Source organism: Pseudomonas yamanorum (genome assembly GCF_900105735.1).
Taxonomy (GTDB): Bacteria; Pseudomonadota; Gammaproteobacteria; order Pseudomonadales; family Pseudomonadaceae; genus Aquipseudomonas; species Aquipseudomonas yamanorum.
This window is the reverse complement of sequence record NZ_LT629793.1, coordinates 6,389,144-6,411,680: the sequence shown is the minus strand read 5'-3', so window position 1 is coordinate 6,411,680 and position 22,537 is coordinate 6,389,144. Positions and strand designations below refer to the sequence as shown.

Annotated in this window: 17 protein-coding genes; 1 reads left to right on the top strand and 16 read right to left on the bottom strand. The window is 61.6% G+C overall.

All coding sequences use genetic code 11. The features are described 5' to 3' along the window. Positions 1-21 precede the first annotated feature (21 nt). From BLU46_RS29860 to BLU46_RS29825, 8 genes are all read right to left on the bottom strand, one after another. Entirely contained in the window at positions 22-882 is an 861-nt protein-coding gene (locus BLU46_RS29860; protein ID WP_063029368.1) for a sugar phosphate isomerase/epimerase family protein, read from the bottom strand. A gap of 161 nt (positions 883-1,043) precedes the next feature. Further along, complete coding sequence (locus BLU46_RS29855) at positions 1,044-2,054, bottom strand: Gfo/Idh/MocA family protein (RefSeq protein ID WP_093209097.1); 1,011 nt, start codon at positions 2,052-2,054, stop codon at positions 1,044-1,046. 19 nt (positions 2,055-2,073) lie between these two features. Next, positions 2,074-4,005, bottom strand: a complete 1,932-nt coding sequence (gene iolD / locus BLU46_RS29850) for a 3D-(3,5/4)-trihydroxycyclohexane-1,2-dione acylhydrolase (decyclizing) (protein WP_093209093.1) — start codon at positions 4,003-4,005, stop codon at positions 2,074-2,076. Between the two features lie 10 nt (positions 4,006-4,015). Continuing rightward, the gene (locus BLU46_RS29845; protein WP_093209089.1) at positions 4,016-4,831 is read right to left on the bottom strand and encodes a TIM barrel protein; all 816 of its coding nucleotides are present in this window, start codon (positions 4,829-4,831) and stop codon (positions 4,016-4,018) included. Positions 4,832-4,859: 28 nt separating this feature from the next. Continuing rightward, on the bottom strand, positions 4,860-6,362 hold the full coding sequence (locus tag BLU46_RS29840; RefSeq protein ID WP_093209085.1) for a CoA-acylating methylmalonate-semialdehyde dehydrogenase: 1,503 nt from the start codon (positions 6,360-6,362) through the stop codon (positions 4,860-4,862). A 22-nt stretch (positions 6,363-6,384) separates the two neighbouring features. Next, positions 6,385-7,179: a 5-deoxy-glucuronate isomerase gene (gene iolB, locus BLU46_RS29835; protein ID WP_003214687.1), complete on the bottom strand. Its 795-nt coding sequence runs from the start codon at positions 7,177-7,179 to the stop codon at positions 6,385-6,387. Then, positions 7,176-8,069 (bottom strand): myo-inosose-2 dehydratase, encoded by an 894-nt coding sequence (iolE, locus tag BLU46_RS29830; RefSeq protein WP_093209081.1) that lies wholly within the window; start codon positions 8,067-8,069, stop codon positions 7,176-7,178. The genes iolB and iolE overlap by 4 nt, the downstream gene beginning before the upstream one ends. A gap of 164 nt (positions 8,070-8,233) precedes the next feature. Beyond that, on the bottom strand, positions 8,234-10,171 hold the full coding sequence (locus BLU46_RS29825; RefSeq protein WP_093209078.1) for a bifunctional 5-dehydro-2-deoxygluconokinase/5-dehydro-2-deoxyphosphogluconate aldolase: 1,938 nt from the start codon (positions 10,169-10,171) through the stop codon (positions 8,234-8,236). Positions 10,172-10,475: 304 nt separating this feature from the next. Between BLU46_RS29825 and BLU46_RS29820 the strand changes: the two genes are divergently transcribed. Next, positions 10,476-11,372, top strand: coding sequence for a MurR/RpiR family transcriptional regulator (locus BLU46_RS29820; protein ID WP_093209074.1), 897 nt, complete (start codon positions 10,476-10,478; stop codon positions 11,370-11,372). 142 nt (positions 11,373-11,514) lie between these two features. Here BLU46_RS29820 and BLU46_RS29810 read toward each other — a convergent pair whose 3' ends face one another. From BLU46_RS29810 to praA, 8 genes are all read right to left on the bottom strand, one after another. After that, positions 11,515-13,218, bottom strand: a complete 1,704-nt coding sequence (locus BLU46_RS29810) for an AMP-binding protein (protein ID WP_093209067.1) — start codon at positions 13,216-13,218, stop codon at positions 11,515-11,517. A 31-nt stretch (positions 13,219-13,249) separates the two neighbouring features. After that, the gene (locus BLU46_RS29805; protein WP_093209063.1) at positions 13,250-14,548 is read right to left on the bottom strand and encodes an acetyl-CoA C-acetyltransferase; all 1,299 of its coding nucleotides are present in this window, start codon (positions 14,546-14,548) and stop codon (positions 13,250-13,252) included. Continuing rightward, on the bottom strand, positions 14,545-15,435 hold the full coding sequence (locus BLU46_RS29800) for a MaoC/PaaZ C-terminal domain-containing protein (RefSeq protein WP_093209059.1): 891 nt from the start codon (positions 15,433-15,435) through the stop codon (positions 14,545-14,547). Before BLU46_RS29800 ends, BLU46_RS29805 begins: the two co-directional genes overlap by 4 nt. Before the next feature lie 3 nt (positions 15,436-15,438). Next, positions 15,439-16,782, bottom strand: a complete 1,344-nt coding sequence (locus BLU46_RS29795) for a 3-oxoacyl-ACP reductase (RefSeq protein WP_093209055.1) — start codon at positions 16,780-16,782, stop codon at positions 15,439-15,441. A 159-nt stretch (positions 16,783-16,941) separates the two neighbouring features. Beyond that, on the bottom strand, positions 16,942-19,479 hold the full coding sequence (locus BLU46_RS29790) for an acyl-CoA dehydrogenase (RefSeq protein WP_093209052.1): 2,538 nt from the start codon (positions 19,477-19,479) through the stop codon (positions 16,942-16,944). A 288-nt stretch (positions 19,480-19,767) separates the two neighbouring features. Next, positions 19,768-21,174, bottom strand: a complete 1,407-nt coding sequence (locus tag BLU46_RS29785; RefSeq protein WP_017479888.1) for an outer membrane protein transport protein — start codon at positions 21,172-21,174, stop codon at positions 19,768-19,770. A gap of 126 nt (positions 21,175-21,300) precedes the next feature. Further along, entirely contained in the window at positions 21,301-21,804 is a 504-nt protein-coding gene (praB, locus tag BLU46_RS29780) for an alkane oxidation protein activator PraB (protein ID WP_017479887.1), read from the bottom strand. 131 nt (positions 21,805-21,935) lie between these two features. Next, entirely contained in the window at positions 21,936-22,430 is a 495-nt protein-coding gene (praA, locus tag BLU46_RS29775) for an alkane oxidation protein activator PraA (RefSeq protein WP_017479886.1), read from the bottom strand. Between the last annotated feature and the right edge of the window lie 107 nt (positions 22,431-22,537).

The following is a 22,537-nucleotide window of genomic DNA, read 5'->3' as shown; positions in this document are numbered from 1 at the left end:
CAGAGCGTGGGAACGATCTATCTAACAGCAAAGTTCGCGGGTGACCCGCTCCAGCATCATCCGATTGGACTCATCCGGCCGGTCTTCCCAGGCAAACACCGAGACCGTGGCGATGCCGTCGAACTTGATTTCCCGCAGGGTGCCGAAAAACGCCTCCCAGTTGACCTCGCCTTGGCCGATGTCCAGGTGCTGGTGCACGGTGGCGGTGACGCCAGGCGGGTTGACGATGTAGCGCAGGTTGGACGAAGCGCGGTGGTTGTAGGTGTCGGCGATGATCAAGTGGCTGAGTTTGGAACCTGCGTACTTGAGCATCGAGGCGATATCGCCCTTGCCGTCGTCATAGAAGAACGTGTGCGGCGCGGCGTAGAGGTAGTTGATCCAGTCGCGGTCGAGGCCGCGAATGATGTCTACCGACTCGTTGTTGCGCTCGCAGAAGTCGTACGGGTGGGCCTGGATATCCAGCTTGACGCCTTCGCGTTCGAACTCCGGCATCAGCTCGTCCATGGAGCGCATGAACTGGTTCTCGCACACCAGCGGGTTGTCGGACTGGCCGGTGAATTCGGTATTGACCAGCTCGCAGTCCATTTCCACGGCGATCTGGATCGCGCGTTTCCAGTTGCGTACGGCGGCAACCCGCAGGCCTTCGTCGGCGGCGGCCCAGTGGTACATGGGCAGCAGGGATGAGAGTTGCACGCCGGCATCGCTCAAGGCCTTGCGAAACTCCTTGATGCGCGCCCGGTCGACCCGGGCCGCCTTGTAGAACGGCAGGAAGTCTTCACGGGGTGAGAGTTCGATGTGCTGGTAGCCGAGCTCGGCGGCCTTGTCGACCATTTGGCCGAGGGGCAGGTGGCGGTACATGTAGGGGTCTAATGCGATGCGCATGTTAGAAGCTCTCCCGAATCTGAGGGTGGAACCCGATCAAATGTGGGAGCTGGCTTGCCTGCGATGACGGCGGCATATTCAACATCACTGTCGCCTGATACACCGCTATCGCAGGCAAGCCAGCTCCCACACTGGCCGGGTTCCTCCAGTGGAACAGGTGGTTAGCCGTAAAAATGCGGACGGGGTGGCAGCCCCACTTTCACAATCTGCCCACTGTTCTGCGCCTCAATGCACGCATCCGCCGCCACCGCCGCCGCAAAACCATCCCACGCCGACGGCCCACCCACTTGCCCTGCCCTCACACCGTCGATAAACGCTTGCAACTCGACGTCATACGCCGCGATAAACCGGTCTTTCCAATCCATCAGAATTGCATTCGACAGCTTGGCCTCACTGCGCATCTGCACCTGGGACGGCTCCGGCAATTTCGCAATACCGGTCTCCCCCACCACTTCACACTGAATGTCGTAGCCGTACTGGCAGTTCACAAACACTTCCACATCAATCCGCGTGCCCTTGGCGGTTTCCAGCAGCACGATCTGCGGGTCACGCAGATGAGCCAGCGCCTTGCTCGATTTACGCGGGAACACCACTTGCACCGACACATAGTCATCGGCCAGCAACCAGCGCAACACATCCAGCTCGTGGATCAGGGTGTCGGTGATCGCCATGTCGGTCTTGTAGTTTTCACCCACCCTCGGGTTACGGTGCGCGCAGTGCAGCATCAACGGCTCGCCGATCTGGCCGCTGTCGATCACGGCTTTCAAGGCGCGATAGCCTTGGTCATAGGGACGCATGAAACCCACCTGCACCAAGCGCTTGCCGTGGGCCACTTCGGCCTCGACGATCTTGCGGCAGCCTTCGGCAGTCACCGCCAGCGGCTTCTCGCAGAACACCGGCTTGCCGGCCGCAATCGCCGCCAGCACGAACTCTTCGTGGCTCGGGCCCCAGGAGGTCACCAGCACCGCTTCAACTTGCGGCGAGTTGATCAGCGCGTGGCCGTCCGGGTAGACCTCGGCGGTGAGTTTCAGGTCCGAGACGACCTTGGCAGCCTGCTCAAGGTTGATGTCGGTCACGGCCACCACCTGGCTGTTGAGCAGGGTCTGGCTGCAACGACGAATATGATCCTGGCCAATGGCGCCAGTACCGATAACTCCAAGCTTCAACGACATGAAAACACTCCTCTTGTTATTAGTACTGCCGAGCCTTGGCCAGGCGTTCATTGAGTTGTTTGGCCACCGCATCGGTGCGCGCGCTGGTGGACACCTGCGCCACACCGACGCGCCACCACGACAGGTATTTGTGGATCATGGTTTTCGGCAGGACCTTGATATCAATCAGCGTCGACACCGTTTGCGTGCGCGCATCGGCCAGCGCCGCCTGTAATTGCTCCACGGTGTTGACCTTGTAGGTCTTGCAGCCATAGGCCGCCGCGCTCATGGCGAAGTCCACCGGGACGAAACCGCCGTCGAGCTTGCCGGTCTCGGGGTTGCGAAAGCGGAACTCGGTGCCGAAGCTGTCCATGCCGTGTTCCATCTGCAAATTGTTGATGCAGCCAAAGGTCATGTTGTCCAGCAGCACCACGTTGATCTTGCGCCGCTCCTGGATCGAGGTGGCCAGCTCCGAGTGCAGCATCATGTAGGAACCGTCGCCCACCAGTGCGTACACCTCGCGCTCGGGCTCGGCCAGCTTCACGCCCAATGCGGCGTTGACCTCGTAACCCATGCACGAATAACCGTATTCGACGTGGTAGGTGTTCACGCCCTTGCTGCGCCAGCTGCGCTGCAGGTCACCCGGCAGGCTGCCGGCGGCGGCGACGATGATCGCGTCGTCGGCCAGGGTTTCGTTGAGCACACCGAGTACGCGGCTTTGGGTCAGGCAGGAACCGGTCAATTCGATGAATTCGCGCAGCACCGCCGGGTCCATGTGGTCGTTGATTTCCGGGACGAAGTTTTCAGTCTGGTATTCAGCCTGGTAGATGCGGTCGACCTCGACGTCCAACTGCGCCTTGGCATCCCGTGGTTGATCGCCCCAGCTGGACCGGTAGTCGCCCAAAGCCTCAGCCAAGGCTTCCAGGCCGACCTTGGCATCCGCCAGCAGCTGCACGCCATCGAGTTTCAGTGCGTCGCAGGGGCTGATGTTCAGGTTGAGAAACTGCACCTCGGGATACTTGAACAGCGACTTCGACGAGGTGGTGAAATCGGTATAGCGCGTGCCGATGCCGATGATCAGGTCGGCTTCCGGTGCCAGCAGGTTTGCCGCCAGGCAGCCGGTTTCACCGAGGCCGCCGAGGTTCAGCGGATGGCTTGAAACCACCGCACTCTTGCCCGCTTGGGTTTCCGCGAACGGAATGTCGAAGCGCTCGGCGAAGGCTTGCAGCGCGGCATTCGCGCCGGAGTATTTGACCCCGCCGCCACACACGATCAGCGGTTTACGCTTGCCCTTGAACGCCGCCACGGCATCCCCCAGCATCGCTTCGGTCGCCGGGCGCCGGTCGATCCGGTGTACGCGCTTTTGCAGGAAGTAGTCCGGGTAATCCCAGGCTTCGCCCTGTACATCCTGTGGCAGGGCCAGGGTCACGGCGCCGGTTTCCGCAGGGTCGGTGAGCACGCGCATGGCGTGGATCGCCGCCGTCATCAGCTGTTCCGGGCGGTTGATGCGGTCCCAGTATTTGCTGACGGCACGAAAGGCGTCGTTGGTGCTGATGCTCAAGTCGTGGAACTGCTCGATCTGTTGCAGCACCGGATCGGGCTGGCGACTGGCGTACACATCACCGGGCAACAGCAGCAGCGGAATCCGGTTGGCGGTCGCGGTCGCCGCGGCAGTCAACATATTCGCCGCGCCCGGCCCTACCGAAGAGGAACACGCATAGATCTTGCGGCGCAGGTGCTGCTTGGCAAAACCAATCGCCGCGTGGGCCATGCCTTGCTCGTTGCGACCCTGATGCACCACCAGGTCGCCGCTGTCCTGTTCCAGGGCCTGGCCCAGGCCCAGCACATTGCCGTGGCCGAAAATCGTAAAGATACCGGCGACAAATTTGCTCTGCACACCGTCGACTTCGATGTACTGGTTATCCAGAAACTTCACCAGGGCCTGGGCCATGGTCAATCGGGTTGTGGTCATGGGGTGCCCCTTATCGTTTCTGCAGGTGGGCGATACTCGCCCCCAACGCCTGCCTGATATCCGCCAGGCCGTGCACGCTTTCGGCGAACGGTTCGAACGACAAGTAACCGCTGTAGCCGGTGCTGAGCAGCGTGTCGATCTGCGCGGCATTGCCGAGGATATCGCCCTCGCCCACCAGCACGCGGTGACCGTCGCGGATCGTGTTCAGCGGCGCGTCGGCGTCTTCCACACCGGAGATGTGCACCAGCCCGGTCAGTTCGGGAAAGAACTCATGTTCGCTGGCCAGGTGGTGGTGGAAGGTGTCGTGCACCACGCGGAACACATCCAGGCCACCGATGGCCTTGATCGCATCCACTGCCACGCGCTTGCGGCGCAGGGAGCATTCTTCAAACCCCAGGGGTTCGACAAAACCGAGAATCCCGTATTCCCGCAGGATCGGCGCCAGTTCACTCAATGCAGTGCGCAAACCGGCTGCGCGCTGGGCTTCGTTGCGCGGGTCGGCGCGGTCGTTCAACGGGCACATCACCAACGCCTGCGCACCGCTTTCGTTGGCATAGACGGCCAACTTGATGGCCTGGGCGCGGCGCTCGTCATTCCATACATCAAACGGGTACAACGCGTTGATCGACAGCACGGTGATGCCGTGCACCGCGCACAGTTCGCGCACGCGGCTGGCGGGAGTGCCGTCTTCAATCTCGATGCCCTTGAGGTCGTTACGGATCTCGATGGCGTCGCATTTCAGGGTCACCGCCAGCTGGATAAAGTCCGGCAGGGAAAGGCTGGGGGCGACCATGCGGTTCAGGGCAAAACGTAGAGGCGACTTCATTATTGTTGTGCTCCACACTCGAAAAAAATTACTTGGCGGTTGGCATGCTGAATTCAGGGCCCTTGGCGATGCTGTCGGGCCAGCGTTGCATCACGCTTTTGTAGCGGCTGTAGAAACGAATGCCTTCTTCGCCGTAGGCATGGTGGTCGCCGAACAGCGAGCGCTTCCAGCCACCAAACGAATGCCAGGCCATCGGCACCGGAATCGGCACGTTGATGCCGACCATGCCGACCTTGATGGTGCGGGCAAAGGCACGGGCGATGCCGCCGTCACTGGTGAAACACGACACGCCGTTGCCGAACTCGTGGGCGTTGATCAAGGCGACGGCGCTGGCAAAATCCGCCACCCGCACGATGCCCAGCACCGGCCCGAAAATCTCTTGCTGGTAGATGCTCATCTCGGTGGTGACGTTATCGAACAAGGTCGCGCCGACGAAGAAACCACCCTCCGCGCCTGGCACCTTGAAGCCACGACCGTCGACAATCAGCTTCGCGCCCTGGGCCACGCCCTGGTCGATAAAACCTTCGACCTTGGCCTTGTGTTCAGCGGTGACCAGCGGGCCCATCTCGCTGTCTTTCTGCAGGCCGTTGCCGACCTTCAACTGGTCGATACGCGGCAGCAGTTTTTCGATCAGATGGTCACCGACATCGCCCACCACCACGGCAATCGAAATCGCCATGCAACGCTCGCCGGCCGAGCCGTAAGCCGCGCCGATCAGGGCGTCGGCCGCCTGATCCAGGTCGGCGTCGGGCATCACGATCATATGGTTCTTCGCCCCGCCCAATGCCTGCACACGCTTGCCGCGCTGGGTGGCCTGCTGGTGGATGTACTCGGCAATCGGGGTGGAACCGACGAACGAAATCGCCTCGATATCCGGGTGCTGCAACAGGCCGTCTACCGCGTTCTTGTCACCCTGCACCACGTTGAACACACCGTCGGGCAGGCCGGCTTCGGTCAGCAGGCGGGCCATCAGCAAACTGGCGGAGGGGTCGCGCTCGGACGGCTTGAGGATGAAGCAGTTACCGGTGGCCAGTGCCAGCGGGATCATCCACAACGGCACCATCACCGGGAAGTTGAACGGGGTGATGCCGGCGCACACCCCCAGTGGCTGGCGCAGGTTCCAGTTGTCGATGCCGCCGCCGATGTTGTCGCTGAAATCGGTTTTCAAAAGATTCGGCGCGCCACAGGCGTACTCGACAATCTCGATGCCGCGAGTGACTTCGCCCTTGGCATCGGAGAACACCTTGCCGTGTTCGCGGCTGATGATTTCGGCCAGTTCGTCATGGTGCTGGTCGAGCAGTTCCTTGAATTTGAACAACACCCGCGACCGGCGCAGGGACGATTGCTCGGACCACGCCGGGAAGGCTTTGAGTGCCGACGCGACGGCTTCATCGACGGTCTTCTGGCTGGCCAACCCGACGCGGGCCTGGACTTCGCCCGTGGCCGGGTTGAACACATTGCTGAAGCGCTCGCTACTGCTGTCCTGCACCTGGCCGTTGATGTAATGGCCGATTACCGGGGCGTTGCTCATTATTGTTCTCCGTCGAAAGTGCTTAAAGATCCAGCAGCCAGCTGTGCTGCGGGTCGTTATGGAAGTGCCAGGCGCGCTTGGGGCCGGCCATCACGTTCAGGTAGTAAGACTCGTAGCCATACGGCACGCTGACCGGGTGATACCCCTTGGGCACCACCACCAGGTCGCTGTTTTCCACGGCCATGGCCTGGTCGATGCTGCGGTCGTCGGTGTAGACCCGCTGGAACACAAAGCCCTGGGGCGGGTTGATCTGGTGGTAATAGGTTTCTTCGAGAAAGCTCTGGTGCGGCAAGTCGTCGGTGTCGTGCTTGTGGGGCGGGTAGCTCGACGAGTGACCGGAGGGCGTGCGCACTTCCACCACCAGCAGCGAATGGGCGGGTTCGCTGTCGGGCAGGATGTCGCACACATAGCGGGTATTGGCGCCCTTGCCGCGTACGCTGCGCTTGCATTGCTCGGGGCGGATCAGGCGGGGGGCCAGGCCGGCGTCGGTAGAGCCGGGAGCGGCGCAGACGGCGATTTGTACGTCGCTCAACGCGGTGACCTGGGCGTCGGTGCCTGGCGGCAAATAAGCGGCAAAGGGGGATTTGTCTTCGAATACCGAGTGGCGATCACCGAGGTTTTCCCAGTTGAAGCCTTCGCCCTGAATCGTCACCCGGCCGCTGAGCAGCACCAGGCACAGCTCTTTATCACCGGCCGTCACGGGCAGGGTTTCGCCCAGGCTCAGGCGGTAGGCGGCAAACCCTACATATTCCAGGCGCCCTTCTTCCAGGGCGACCATGGTTTGCCCGCGTTTGCTGCTTTTGACCAACAGGCTCATTGTCCAATCCTCTCGCTGAGAAGCGCGCGCAGCGTGTCGTAGCCTTTCTTCGCATAGATGTAGCTCGGCGCCACGGCAGGATCCTGTTCCGCCTCCACCACCAGCCAGCCCTTGTAATTGGCGGCCAGCAGCACGTCCAGCAGCTCGGCGAAGTCGATATCACCGTCGCCGGGCACGGTGAAGGTGCCGTTGACGATGCAGTCCGGGAAGCTCCACATCTGGTTGCGCGCCAGTTGCACCACCAGCTTGCGTACGTCCTTGAAGTGCACGTGGCAGATGCGGTCGATGTGTTTGCGCAGCACCTCGATCGGTTCGCCGCCGCCCATGTAGCAGTGGCCCGAGTCGAACAGCAGGCCGACTTCCGGGCCGGTGCGGCGCATCAGTTGGTCGATGTCGTCCGGGGATTCGACGTAGGCGCCCATATGGTGGTGGTACGCCAGGCGCACGCCTTGGGACAGGGTGAAGCGCGCCAGTTCGGTGAGTTTATCGGCGTACTCCTGCCAGGCCTGTTCGCTGTGGAAACGCGGGCGTTCCATCAGGCGTACCGGTGAACCCTGGATCGAGTCGGCGACTTCGCCGTACACCAACACGCTGGCGCCGTTTTCGCGCAGCAGTTCGACATGGCTGGCGATGGCCTCGATTTCTTCCGCCACCGAGCGCCGGGCCAGGCGGCTGGAGTACCAGCCGGAGACCAGTGCCAGGTCATACGGGCGCAACACATCACCGACGCCCTTGGCGTCCTTGGGGAATTTACCGTTGAGTTCGAAACCTTCGTAGCCGATGTCCTTGCCTTCGCTGAGGGCCGTGCTCAACGGCGTTTCGCCGCCCAGGGCCGGCAGGTCGTCGTTGCTCCAGGAGATCGGGTTGATGCCAATTCGGATAGCGGGCATGGCTGCACCTATTATTGTTTTTCAGAGTGACCTGAGATCTGCTTTATGTGGGAGCTGGCTTGCCTGCGATGCGGGCGACTCGGTCTAACAGGTGTACCGAGGTGATGCCATCGCAGGCAAGCCAGCTCCCACATTTGATTGCATTCCAATTCAACGACCGGGGTTTAACTTCGAGCACTGCGCCAGGCATTGATCAGTTGTTCGAATATGCCTTGGGCTTGTTGAATCAACCCCTCATCGTCGATCTCCCCCGCCAGCCAGGCACGGCTTGGCTCCTGGAAAATCGTGCGGCCCACGGCGAAACCGCGGCAGGTCTGGCTCTGGCTGGCTTGCTGGAAGCCATCGGCCAGGCATTCGGCGGAAGCATTCAGGCCCAGCAGCACCACGCCCCGGCAGTAGGGGTCGCGTTCCTGGATCAGTTCGTCGAGCTTTTTCCAGTCTGCGGCCGACTGCGCCTCAATCTTCCACCACGCCGGGTAAATGCCCAGGTTGTACAGGCGCTTGAGGCTGCGGTAGAGCACGTCGGGATAGGTGGACGGATGGTCCTTGGGCGGCACGATTTCCAGCAGCAATTCATGGCCGCTGACCAGGGACGCCTGGTACAGGCTCTTGAGTTGTGCTTCCTGTTCCAGGCGCAGCAGCGGCTCGTCGTCAGGATGGAACTGCACCAGGCACTTGATGATTTGCTCCTGGGGCCAGGCAATCAGGTTGCTGCCCACCGAGCGGCCGTGTTCAAAGGCCAGCGGCCGTGAGTTCTGGACTTCCACCGGACGGGCGATCCACCAGCCACGACCGCTGGCAGCGTTCAGCGCGTCCTGGCCGAAGCGTTGGTCAGCCAGAACCCCCACATCGGCTTCGACGCCCTGCTCCGCCAGTTTGCTTTCAACCCGTTCCACGGCCTGGATAAACAGTTGCTTGAGGGCGCTGATGCGCGCCGGGTCCTGGCCGCCTTTTTGGGCGAGTTCCACCAACTGCCAGCGGTGGTCGAAGGCAAAGACAAACAGCTGCTTCCAGACTTTGCGCGGCACACTGACCTGGTGCAGTCGTTGCAGCACCGCGTCCTGATCCGGACGGGTAATCGGCACCGGGCTGTTGAACAGGTAATCGAGTTCGGCACGGGTCGGCATCGCCGGTGCGCAGGCGTGGCGCGACACCACCAGGCCGCCGCAGGCATTCGCCAACTGGCAGCAGCGCTCGTCGCTGGCGTCTTCAAGCCAGCCACTGAGGAAGCCGGACATGAAGGCATCACCGGCGCCCAGGACGTTGAGCACTTCCACCCGCACGCCAGGGTAGATGGCGCCGTCTTCGAGGCGGGCCGGGATGTCACCGTGGATCACCGTGCAGCCCTGCGGGCCGAGCTTGACCACCAGGGTTGCGCAAGTCAGGCCACGTACCGTGCGCAGTGCCGTGAGCAAATCTTCGCTGCCACCAGCAATCAGGAATTCTTCTTCAGTACCGACGATCAGATCGAAGCGCGGGAGGATTTTCTGCACGTGCTGGCTGACATTCTGGTCGGCGACAAACCGCGTTTCACCGTCGGCCTTGCCGGCCAGGCCCCAGAGTACCGGGCGGTAGTCGATGTCGAGCACGCGTTTGACGTTGTGCTGCTCGGCGTAGTCCAGGGCCTGGATGCTGGCCTTGTACACGCCGTCGGTGGAGAAGTGAGTGCCGGTGATCAGCAGCGCCTTGCTGGAGGCAATGAAGGCTTCGCTGATGTCTTCGGCGCGCAGGGCCATGTCGGCGCAGTTCTCGCGGTAGAACACCAGCGGAAAGGTTTCGCGGTCCTTGAGGCCCAGCAGCACCAGAGCGGTGAGGCGTTCCGGGTCGACCTTGATGCCGCTGACATCGCAACCTTCACGGGCCAGGGACTCCAGCAGGAAACGCCCCATATGGTCGTCCCCCACCCGGCTCAACATCGCGGACTTGAGCCCCAGCCGCGCGGTGCCGAACGCGATGTTGGCGGAGGAACCGCCGAGGTACTTGGCGAAGCTTGAGACATCCTCCAGCCGTGCACCCACTTGTTGTGCGTAAAGGTCGACGCCCAGGCGTCCCAGGCAAATCAGATCCAATTGACGCCCACTGGCAAAACGAGTCTGGCCCATGCTGGCTCCTGTTATTTTTATCAGCCTGCGTGTGCCGTCGTGGTGGCGGCATACGCTCTTGGTGCAAGCAGACTAGAACGTCTGGCGGCGCCAATCAATATTTATTCTATAAATATTTTTCGTGGAATATATTTTCCAATACGCCATCATCGGCGTGTTCCAGCCACGGTGCATCGTTTCAGCCGTACCGTGGGGCGGGATGCCGAGGTATTTTTTTGCGCCTACCCTGTAGACTTGCGCACATCGACTTATTGGTCAGGGGCGACTGAACGCGCCCTATAAGAACAAGCCAGAAGGATTCCCTATGTCCCAGAGCGCCCCGGAAGACGCACTCGTCAGCCCGCCGCTGAACGCCGAGCGGCTGTTGCAGCTGATCACCGATGAATACGAGAGCCTGCCCCGCCAGCTCAAGCGCATCGCCAGCTACATGAGCCAGCAGAGCGACCGGATCATGGTCGACCGCATCAGCGACATCGCCCGTGAATGCGAAGTGCACCCGTCGGCCATCGTGCGGTTTTCCCAGCGTTTCGGGTTCAGTGGCTTCAGTGAAATGCAGGCGCTGTTCCGCGAGGCCTACACCCACAAGACCACGCCGGTGCAGAACTACCAGCAACGCATCCGCAGCATGATCGCCAACAAGTCGCAGAAAGCCAGCGGCGGCGACCTGGCGCGCGAATGTGTGAACGCCACGCTGTCCGGCATCGAGCGCCTGGGGCTAGAGCTGGATGACGCGGCGTTTGAAAAGGCCGTGGACCTGGTGGTGAATGCCGACAATATCTACGTGGTGGGCGTGCGCCGTTCGTTCGCCGTGGCGGATTACCTGGTGTACAACCTGCAGCACACCAACAAGCGGATTCATTTGGTGTCGGGGCTGGGCGGCAGTTATCGCGAGCAGATGCGCAGTGTGCGGGCGAATGACTTGGTGATTGCCATCAGCTTTACTCCCTATGGCAAGGAAACCCAGCACTGCCTGCGGATTGCCCAGCACCATCAGGCCAAGACGTTGATTATTACGGACAGCAACCTGTCGCCCCTGGCCAAGCGGGCGAGCACGGTGTTGCTGGTGAATGAGGGCTCGTCGTTTGCGTTCAGATCACTGAGTGCGACGCTGTGCCTGTGCCAGGCGTTGTTTATTGCCGTGGCGTATCGGCTGGAATTGAAGGTCGATGAGATTCATGAGCAGGTGGGGTTCGACGACTGACGGCGACCTTTCAGCCACCAAAGATCAAATGTGGGAGCGGGCTTGCTCGCGAATGCGGTGGAACAGTCGATGGAGATGTTGACTGACAGACCGCATTCGCGAGCAAGCCCGCTCCCACATTTTTGATCGTGTTCACTCGGGCTTAGCGCAGTGCCCTTCGCAGCACCTTGCCCACCGTCGTCTTGGGCAACTCCTGCGTACGAAACTCCACAAACCGCGGCACCTTGTACCCCGTCAAATATTCCCGGCAATGGGCCAGGATCTGTTCCTGGGTCAAACTCGGGTCCTTACGCACCACGATGATTTTCACCCGCTCGCCGGTCACGCCATCCTCCACGCCAATCGCCGCCACTTCCGCCACGCCGGGATGCAACGCCACCACGTCTTCAATTTCGTTGGGGTACACGTTAAACCCGGACACCAGGATCATGTCTTTCTTGCGGTCCACCAGGCGGATGAAGCCCTGCTCATTCATCACCCCGATGTCCCCGGTAGACAGCCACCCGTCGGCATCCAGCACCTCGGCGGTTTCCGCCGGGCGTTTCCAGTAACCCTGCATCACCTGCGGTCCGCGTACCTGCAGTTCACCCTGCTCGCCCAGCTCCGCCAGTTCACCGTCCTCACGAACAAACCGCACCCAGGTCGACGGCAGCGGCACGCCGATGCTGCCGGTGAATTCCATCTCGCGCATGCGTGAGATGTCGATGGGGCTGATGCTCACCACCGGCGAGCACTCGGTGAGGCCGTAGCCTTCGATGATCGGTAAGCCGGTGACTTCCTTCCAGCGCTTGGCCACGGCGGTGTGGGTGGCCATGCCGCCGGCGATCACCATGCGCAGGTCGGAAAAGTCCCTGGCGCAGAATTCCTTGTTTTCCAGCAGGCCATTGAACAGCGTGTTCACCCCGGCAATCCCGTTGAAACGCTCCTTGCGCAGGATCATCTGCACCCGTTTCACGTCCCGCGGGTTGGCGATCAGGATGTTGCGCCCGCCCAGGCACATGAACATCAGGCAGTTCACCGTCAGGGAAAAGATGTGGTACAGCGGCAGCAGCGTGACGTTGGTTTCCTGCCGGTTCTGGTCCAACTGATCACCCACCCACGCCTTGGCCTGCAACAGGTTGGCGATGATGTTGCGATGGCTGAGCATCACGCCCTTGGCGTCGCCGGTGGTGCCGCCGGTGTATTGCAGGAAGGCGAGGTCTTCGCGGTTCATCGGCACGGCCAAATGGGTCTGGCCGCGTCCCTGTTTCAATACCTGGTTGAAGCGCACGGCGCCCGGCAGGTTGAAGCGCGGGACCTGCTTCTGCACGCTGCGCAGGATGAAGTTCATCGCCGCGCCCTTGAAGGTGCCCAGCAGATCGCCGATGGCGGCAATCACCACACGTTTGACGGTGCTGGCCGCGACCACCTTCTCCAGGGTGTGGGCGAAGTTTTCGAAGATCACAAGGGTCTCCGCTCCGCTGTCCTTGAGCAAATGCTGCAGCTCCCGGGCGGTGTACAGCGGGTTGACGTTGACCACCACGGCGCCCGCGAGGATCGTGCCCAGCAGGCAGATCGGGTACTGCAAGCAGTTGGGCATCATCAGCGCCACCCGGTCGCCCTTCTTCACGCCCTGGGCTTGCAGCCACGCGGCAAAGGCGATGCCCTGCACCTCCCAGTCGGCATAGGTCATCTCGGTGCCGATGCTGACGTAGGCTACGCGTTCACTGAATTTGTGCAGGTGCTCCAAGAACACCTCGCGCAACGACGGGTAGTCCTCGATGCCTGCGTCGATGTCTGCCGGTACGCCGGGCAGGTAAGCGTTCAACCAGAGGCGTTCGGTCTGTTCCAGGCTTACAGCGTTCATGGCAGTCTCCTTGTTGTTTTTATGGTGGGAACTACTTTTCGACGATAGCGGTAATGCCCAACCCACCCGCCGCGCAGATCGATATCAAGCCTCGGCCGCCGCCCCGCTGGTGGATGGCCTTGGCCAGTGCTGCGAGCTGCCGGCCGCCAGTGGCAGCGAACGGGTGACCGCAGCCGAGGGAGCCGCCGTTGACGTTCATTTTGGCGCGGTCGATGCTGCCCAGCGGCGCCTCGAGGCCCAGGCGGTCGCGGCAATAGTCCGGGTCTTCCCAGGCCTTGAGGGTGCACAGCACCTGGGCGGCGAAGGCTTCGTGGATCTCGAACAGGTCGAAGTCGGCAAACGTCAGGCCTTCGCGCTTGAGCATGCGTGGCACGGCGTAGGCCGGGGCCATCAGCAGGCCTTCGGTGCCGTCGACGAAATTCACCGCTGCGGTTTCACCGGTTCGCAAATAAGCCAAAACCGGCAAGCCACGTTCGGCGGCCCATTCCTCGCTGGCCAGCAGCACCACCGAGGCGCCATCGGTCAGGGGCGTGGAGTTGCCGGCGGTGAGCGTGCCGTTCTGGCGGTCGTAGGCCGGGGACAGGCCGGCGAGTTTCTCCAGGCTGGTGTCGGCCCGCAGGTTGTTGTCCCGGGCCAGGCCGCGATACGGGCTGATCAAATCGTCGAAGAAACCCTGCTTGTAGGCCGCGTCCAACCGTTGGTGGCTGGTGAGGGTCAGTTCGTCCTGGGCCAGGCGCTTGATCTGCCAACGCTTGGCCATTTCTTCACAGTGTTCACCCATGGACAGGCCAGTACGCGGTTCGCCATTGCGCGGCAGCAGCGGCTTGAAGAACATCGACGGACGCACACCCATCAAGGCCTTCAACTTGGCGCCGGTGCCCTTGGCGCGGTTGGCTGAAAGCAACGTGCGGCGCAGGGACTCGTTGATGCCGATGGGCGCGTCAGAGGTGGTGTCGGAACCGCCGGCAATGCCCACTTCGATCTGCCCGAGGGCGATCTTGTTCGCCACCAGCAACGCCGCTTCCAGGCCCGTGCCGCAGGCTTGTTGCAGGTCGTAGGCCGGGGTTTCGGGAGAGAGCGTGGTGGACAGCAGGCTTTCCCGGGCCAGGTTGAAATCCCGGGAATGCTTGATCACCGCACCGGCGGCAAACTCGCCCAGGCGCAGGCCGTGAAGGTTGTAGCGATCCACCAGGCCTTGCAGGGCGGCGACCAGCAAATCCTGGTTGCTGTCCTGGGCATACACCGTATTGGAACGGGCGAACGGAATGCGGTTGCCGCCGATAATCGCCACGCGGCGGGTCGGGGCCGGGTTGAAGCTGTAGTCACTCATCGAGGGTTCTCATTCCAGATAAACAGCCCACGCATATGGGGTTTGTCACCGGCGAAATTACGCACTTCAAACTCACGGCGCGGGCCGGTTGGCGGGACGTTCCACAAGGCGACCTGGCCGGGCAGGAAGATCGGCAACTTGAAGTCGCAGTGGGCTTCGGCCTGCTCCAGTCCACCCGGCGGTTGCTGGGCGGCCAGTGCGCGGCCAAGGGTCCACATGCCGTGGGCGATGGCCCGGCGAAAGCCGAAGAGTTTGGCGCCGATCACCGAGGTATGAATCGGATTGAAATCCCCCGAGACCTTGGCGAAACGACGCCCGAGGTCGGCCGGCAGCACCCAGCGTTGGGTGCGCAGCAAACCCTCTTCCTGCAACGGCAGCACGTCGTCCCACGGTTCGCCGACCGGGTCTTTTACGTCACGGCGCAGGTACAGGCTGTCGCTCTCCCACACCAGGGTGCCCGCACTGTAGGCACGGGTGGCGATGCTCAAGGCCTGGCCCTTGGGATGGGCCACCCAGCGCTCGCAATACACTTCGAGCCGCAGGGCCTGGCCCTCCTCGAGCCGTTGATGCTGGCGGATGCGATTGGCCAAATGCACCATGCCGCTGGCCGGGTACGGGAAGCTCGGCCGGGTCAGCAGCATCAGGTGCAGCGGGAACGCCAGCACATGGGGATAGGACAGCGGCACGCCTTGCTCGCGGCGGAAACCGCAGGCCCGACCGTAGGCCGCAATTCCCTGGGCAGACAGCTCAACGGCCGAACGCACCAGGCGGTCTTTCGGTAACGTCGGCGCCCCTTCCACCTTGGGTTTGCGCAGGGCCAGGACCCCGTCCAGCAGCAGCCGCGAACGTGATGGCGGTGGGTCAATAATCTGCGTCACATAGTCCATAGGTCAGGCTCCCAACAGGCTTTGGCCGCAGACCCGCACCACCTGGCCATTGACCCCGCCGGACGCCGGATGCGCCAGCCAGGCAATGGTTTCCGCCACGTCGATGGGTTGCCCGCCCTGGGACATGGAATTCATCCGCCGCCCTGCTTCGCGAATCATCAGCGGGATCTTCGCGGTCATCTGGGTCTCGATAAAACCGGGGGCCACCGCATTCACCGTCACCTGCTGCGCCGCCGCTAGCGGTGCCAGGCCTTGTACCAGGCCGATCACCCCGGCCTTGGAGGTGGCGTAGTTGCTTTGCCCGAGGTTGCCGGCAATGCCGGAAATCGACGAGACACACACGATCCGCCCACCTGGGTTCAGGCCTTGGCTTTCCAGCAAGGCAGTGCTCAGGTGCAGCGGCGCTTCCAGGTTGACCGCCAGTACGCTGCGCCACGCCGCTTCGGTCATCTTGGCGATGGTCTTGTCGCGGGTGATCCCGGCGTTGTGCACCACCACGTCGAATGCGCCGTGTTGGCTGACATGGGCTTGCAACTGCTGCGTAGCGTCAGTGGCGGTGATGTCCAGCGCCAGTGCCGTACCACCGACACTGCTGGCCGCTTGTTGCAATGATTCCTGGGCCTGGGGCACATCCACGCAGACCACCTGCGCACCGTCACGGGCCAGCACCTGAGCGATTGCCAGGCCGATGCCACGGGATGCGCCGGTGACCAGGGCACGGCGGCCGCCGAGGGGTTTGTCCCAATTGATTTCGGCTTGGGTGTCGACCGGTTTCTCAAGGCGTACCACCTGCCCCGAGACATAGGCCGAGCGCCGCGACAGGAAGAACCGCAGGCTGCTTTCCAGCGCACCTTCGGCACCCGGTGCGACGTAGATCAACTGCACGGTGATCGCCCGGCGCAGCTCCTTGGCCAGTGAGCGCACCAACCCTTCAAGGGCGCGTTGAGCGATGGCCTGCGGCAAGTCCTTGCACAGCTCCGGCGCGGTGCCCAGCACCACCACCCGGGCGTGTTGGCCCAGGCGCTTGGCGTTGGCGTGAAAGAATTCGTAGAGCTCGTCCAGTTGCTTGAGGTCGGCGATGGCGCTGGCGTCGAACACCGCGCCCTGGACCTTGACTGTAGAGGGCGCCTTGAGGGTCGCGGCGGTGGCGGGCACCGTGTCGGTGGCACTGAAGATGCGCTGGATCTCAGCAGCCAGGCGCCCTGCCCCGGCCACGATCACCGGGTTGGCCAGGCCGTGTTGGCCGCTGCGATGGCGTTGCAGCGCCAGGGGTTGCGGCAGGCCCGCAGTCTGCGCCAGCCAGCGGCCCCAAGGGGAATTGACGAACGAGAGGTAGCTGTCACTCATGGATAAATTCACTCACAACACGGTGTTGCCATGGAAACCCGATCCCTGTGGGAGCTGGCTTGCCTGCGATTGCGGTGTGTCAGCCAACACATCTGGCACTGAACCAACGCTATCGCAGGCAAGCCAGCTCTCACATTGACCGTGTTCCCCCAGTTCCAATCAGTTGACCGGCGCGTTTTCGCTTTGATTGGCGCGGCGCCTGGCGGTCGGTTTGGCGGCCTGTTCCAGCGCCTGTTGGCGCTGTTGCAAGGCTTCCAGCAAGCCGAAGTCCTGCGGGAAGTCGTCCACCTGGATCGCGTGATCGCCGTATTCCACATAACGCGCCAGCAAGCTGTCTTCGTCGTCGCTGATCAGGTCCAACGCCCGTGCCTTGACCCGCCACGGGGTAAACGCAGTGCCGGAAATCGGCATCGGTTCGATCAGGCCTTGCTTGATCGCGCCCTTGAGCCGCGCCTCGATCAGTTCCACCTGTGGCAACAGGCGGAAGCCCAGTTCGCCATAAGCCAGTTTGTCGATTTCCGGCCGCGGGATGTAGGAATTGCCCAGCAAGCGGTCACGGGTTTCCCCCGGCACTTGCACCAGTTCCGCCACTTGCGCCAGCAGGCGATCCGATGGTTTGCGCAGGGGAATGCCAAACGGGAAGGTCAAGCCACGCACCACCGTCGCTGCGGCTTTCGACGGATAGTTGTCGAGCACTTCAGCCAGGGCTTCATGGGCCCGCAGCAACGCGTCCTGAGCCGCCCAATGCACCAGCGGCAGATCTGCCTGGGGCCGGCCATCATCTTCAAAGCGCTTGAGCACGCAGGACAGGATGTACAGCTGGGACAGAATGTCCCCCAACCGCCCGGTGATACTTTCCTTGCGCTTGAGGGCACCGCCCAGCACGCCCATGGAAATATCCGAGATCAACGCCAGCACCACCGACAGCCGATTGGCCTGGCGGTAGTAGGACGCCAGCGCCGGATCGGTCTTGCCCGGCACCGAAATCAAGCGCCCGCCCGTCAGCGAATGCACCGCTGCGCGTACGGTATTGGCCAGCACAAAGCTCAGATGGCCGAACATCGCGCTGTCGAAATCCACCAGGGCCTTGCGCCGGTCGGTGTTGCGCGCCGCTTCCATCTCGCGGAACACATAGGGATGGCAACGAATCAGGCCCTGGCCGTAGATGATCAGGCAGCGGGTCATGATGTTCGCGCCTTCCACCGTGATGGCGATGGGGCTTTGCTGGTAGGCCCGAGCGAGGAAGTTGTTGGGGCCCATGCAGATGCCCTTGCCGGCGACGATGTCCATGCCGTCGTTGACGATGATCCGCGCGCGCTCGGTGACGTGGTATTTGGCGATGGCCGAGATCACCGACGGTTTTTCACCGGCATCCAGTGACGCCACTGAAACCTTGCGCACCGCATCGCAGGCATACAGATGCCCGGCCATACGTGCCAATGGTGCTTGTACGCCTTCGAACTTGCCGATGGGCAGGCCGAATTGTTTGCGCATCGCCGCATAAGCGGTGGTGCCGCGCACGGCCACCTTGCCCAGGCCGACGTTGGCCGACGGCAGGGAAATCGCCCGGCCAGCCGCCAGGCACTCCATCAACATGCGCCAGCCGTTGCCCACTTGTTCGCGGCCACCGATGACCCATTCCAGCGGGATGAACACATCCTTGCCGGTGGTTGGGCCGTTCTGGAATACCGCGTTGAGTGGCCAGTGACGCCGGCCGCTGTTCACGCCCGGATGGGTGGTCGGGATCAACGCACAGGTGATGCCCAGGGAGCCGGGCTGGCCGAGCAAACCGTCCGGGTCTTCGGCGCGGAATGCCAGGCCGAGCACGGTGGCGATTGGGCCGAGGGTGATGTAGCGCTTGTCCCAGGTCACGCGGAAACCCAACACTTCCTCACCTTCGTGCAGGCCTTTGCAAACGACGCCCAGGTCTGGAATGGCCCCGGCGTCGGAGCCGGCATACGGGCTGGTCAGGGCAAAGCACGGGATGTCTTCGCCACGGGCCAGGCGTGGCAGGTAATAGTTGCGCTGGGCGTCGGTGCCGTAGTGCAGCAGCAGTTCTGCCGGGCCCAGGGAGTTGGGCACCATCACCGAAATCGCCGCCGCCGAGCAACGGGTCGAGAGCTTCATCACCACTTGCGAATGCGCATAGTGGGAGAAGCCTTTGCCGCCGTACTGCTTGGGAATGATCATGCCGAGGAAGCCGGCATCCTTGGTGTACTGCCAGCCTTCGGGGGACATGTCCTGCCAGACCTGGGTGGTTTCCCAGTCGTTGGACATGTCGCACAGGGTCTCCACTTCGTTGTCGAGGAAAGCCTGTTCTTCAGCGCTGAGGCTGGCCGGTGCGGCTTGCAGCAGGCGCTCCCAGCGCGGTTTGCCGCTGAACAGCTCGGCGTCCCACCACACGGTGCCGGATTCGATGGCGGCGCGCTCGGTGTCGGACATCGCCGGCATGATGCTGCGGAAAAGGCCCAGGGCCTTGCTGGTCAACAGCGCGCGGCGCAGGGGTTTGATCGTCAGCAGCAGCGCGGGCAATAGCACCAGCACCGCCACCACACTGGCGCCGAAACCGGCGACCACGTTGAACAGGTAACCGACCGCCAGCCAGACCAGGCCGGCACCCAGCCAGAGGGTGGCAGCGGCTTGTCGATACGCCAGGGCAATCGCTGCTGCGAGTCCCGCCAATAACCAGATAACCATGGGGATACCTCTACTCAATTCAGGGTACGGCCAACGCCCAAGCAGATCGGAATGACCTGTGACGTAAAGCCACACTACAAACTTGAAAAGATAAATTCAAATTTTGTTTTGAAATTTTTATTTAATGCTTGGGCGAAAAAATAGCGGCTGAATGAATCAGCCGTTCAGGTCAGTGAAAAAGGGATCGGAACGGGTCGCGTGGGCGACCCGTCGATGCAATACCGGTGTGAGATGTGCAGAAAGATGCGCTGACTGCAGGCTGACACCGACACACGCCACAACGGTGGATCAGAACTCGTAGGAGATCGCCATACTGACTACGTCCCCATAGGCGTCCGCCTTGCCATCCAGGGTGGCTGCCCCCAGACGATCCTGGTTGTGGGTTTGCAGCTTGGCTTTTTCCACGAATTGGTGGGAGTAGGAACCGTCGATACCCAACCCCGGAATCGCACGAACTTTGTAGCCAAAGCCCAGGGATGTGAAGATCCGGTCACCATCCGGGATGCGTGGGTCACGGGTGGAGTTACGGGTCGGCGTCTGGTCCGTGGCCACACCGGCGCGCACAGTGAGATCGTTGGTGAGTTTATAGTCACCGCCGAGGGAGACCATCCAGGCGTCCTTGTAGTTATAAGGAATCGACACAATCTGGTTGCCGTCAGACTTCAAGGTCAGCGCCTTGAATGACGACCATTGGGTCCACATGACACTGGCACCCAGGCTGAAACGATCACTGAACTGGTGAACCCAGTCGATGGTGGCGTTGGCCGGGACATCAAGTTGTGTGCTGGCGTTGGCACCGTTGAGCTTCAGGTCCAGACCTGGGTAGGCAAGGCCTGGGAGACCGCCCTCGATCAGCGACTGGCTCAAGGGGTCAGCGTAGATATTGTATTTGCCCTCCAGCTTGTTCTTGATCTTGGCGTGGTAGGCAAGGCCCAAGGTATCTTTGTCTGTAGGCTTCCAGGCCAGGCCGCCAAACCAGCCGACGGAGGTATTGTCCACCTTGACGCGAATCAGCGAGTGGCCTACGCCGGAAGGAAACTGAAGTCCGATCGGAGACACGGCCGCGGCGGAATACAGGTCTATGTTCTGACTGACGAAGCCTTTGGTATGTTGAACAATTGCACCGCCGCCAATGGAAAACTGATCATTCACCTTGAACGACAGCGCGCCCGTCAGGCCAACGGTTTCAATGCGCGTGTCGACGGCAAAATCTCGTCCAATCCAGTCGGAATCCCATGTAGTACGTGCACCCATGGGAACCACCTGGCTCAGACCAAAGGCGAAGCGATCGCCAATCGGCATCACCGCAAATCCGGTCGGTACCCAAGCGGTGAAGCCGCCCTGCCCGCCTTTGTTGTCATTGGGCGTGCCGGCCAGCGTATCCGGGTCTACCAGCTGCGGCGCATTGCCGGCGTAGTCCTTTTCGGTGCCTTTGTATTTGATGTTGATCCGCGCATAGTTGACGGTGAGCTCGGCGACGTTACGATCGATAAAGGCCATGGCCGCCGGGTTGTTGAACGCCGCGGATGGATCGTTCTGAAACAGCGAGCCACCCCCGAAGGCACGGCCCCAGCCTTGGGCACCATAGGTCGGAGTCGCGAAGCCGCCGGCCTGGACCGACCCTGCCGCGGCCATGAGCCCGCCCAACAATGCCAGGCCGAGAAACGCTTGAGCCTGTTGTTTCTTATTATTCATGCTCCACTCCTTATTATTTTTTCCATCACGGGCGTTAACCCCGATCGGGCTTACCTCGACAGGTGCCTCTGACGAGGCACCTGTTTATTTCAACGTGTGATCATCACGTCTTGCGCGGAGCGGTACTTATGGCGAAATGACGAATGCTGGGTTCGGTGTTGCAGTCAGCGCGGTGATGGTGCAAGACCCAACTGCCTGTTGTGTCGCAATACTCAGGAGGTTGGAGCCGTTGTTCCAGGTCACTGCAATTGGCACGGCGGCCGATGCACAGTTAGAGACAACCGAGAAGTTCACCGATACGGTACCGGTGTAACTTGGGTTGGCACCGGCGGTCACTTGCAGTTTCCATGGCAGGTTCAGCAGTTTTGGAACACCGCACAGAGGGTTGCTGCCATTGACGGTCGCACTGTTGATCTGAGCGTAGGTACCATCAGCCGCCACTTGGCCGGAAAACGCAATATTGCAAGTTACAGGCTGTTGCAGCGACGCCGGCGACTTCACAGTAATGCTGCCGGTAGTTGCGAAGGGCGAACCCGCCGGAGCAATGGTATAGGCCGCATTGGCCATCGAAGCTGCGCCGAAGCACAACGCAAACGAACCTACACAAACGAGGGTTTTCAAGCTTTTCATTGTTTTTCCTCACATGTTATGGCGAGTCAATTCGCCAGGGGTAATGGCCATGATCGAGAGGTCACGGTGAATCTGCAGAACTTCCCTTTCCAGCCAAATTTCAATTCGATTACCGTTACAACGCCTAACTGTTACTCAACAACTTTAAAAGTCGGCGGCATCTTGATCGACACCGTTTTAATCGTGCAGTCTTCGCCGATCGGCACATTGGCCGCTTCTAACTTGCCAGTGGCGTTATCCCAAGTTCCATCGGCGGTAGAAGGCCCGCATTTACCGCCCAACCCAAAGGCGTGCACATCGACGGCAATCTTCGACATCGAGCCGCTCTTGGTATCTTTAGCCACCAATACCCACGGCAAGTTGATCGCTTCCACCCGGCTGCACTTGAGGCCGCCGTCGAATTCAACTTTGTCGACATTCACCGACGAGCCATCCGCCGCCACTTTGCCGGCGACCTTGATGGTGCAGTCCGCGCTGATCAGCGCGCCCTTGGAAAAGCTGATGGGGCCCTGGGCAGTAAACGCACTGCCGGCGGGTTCGATACGGGCGGCCTGGGCCTGGTGGTAAACAATCAGGCCCAGGGCGGCCAATACAATGTGCGTCGTGAACTTGGCAGGGTTTTGCATGGTGTACGTCCTTCCCTTAATTTTATTTTTGTTCGGGTCAAACAACTGTCTTGCAACTAAGCCGTACTCGAAACCGGTAAAGCCTGGGCGATGAGAACCTGCGCGAT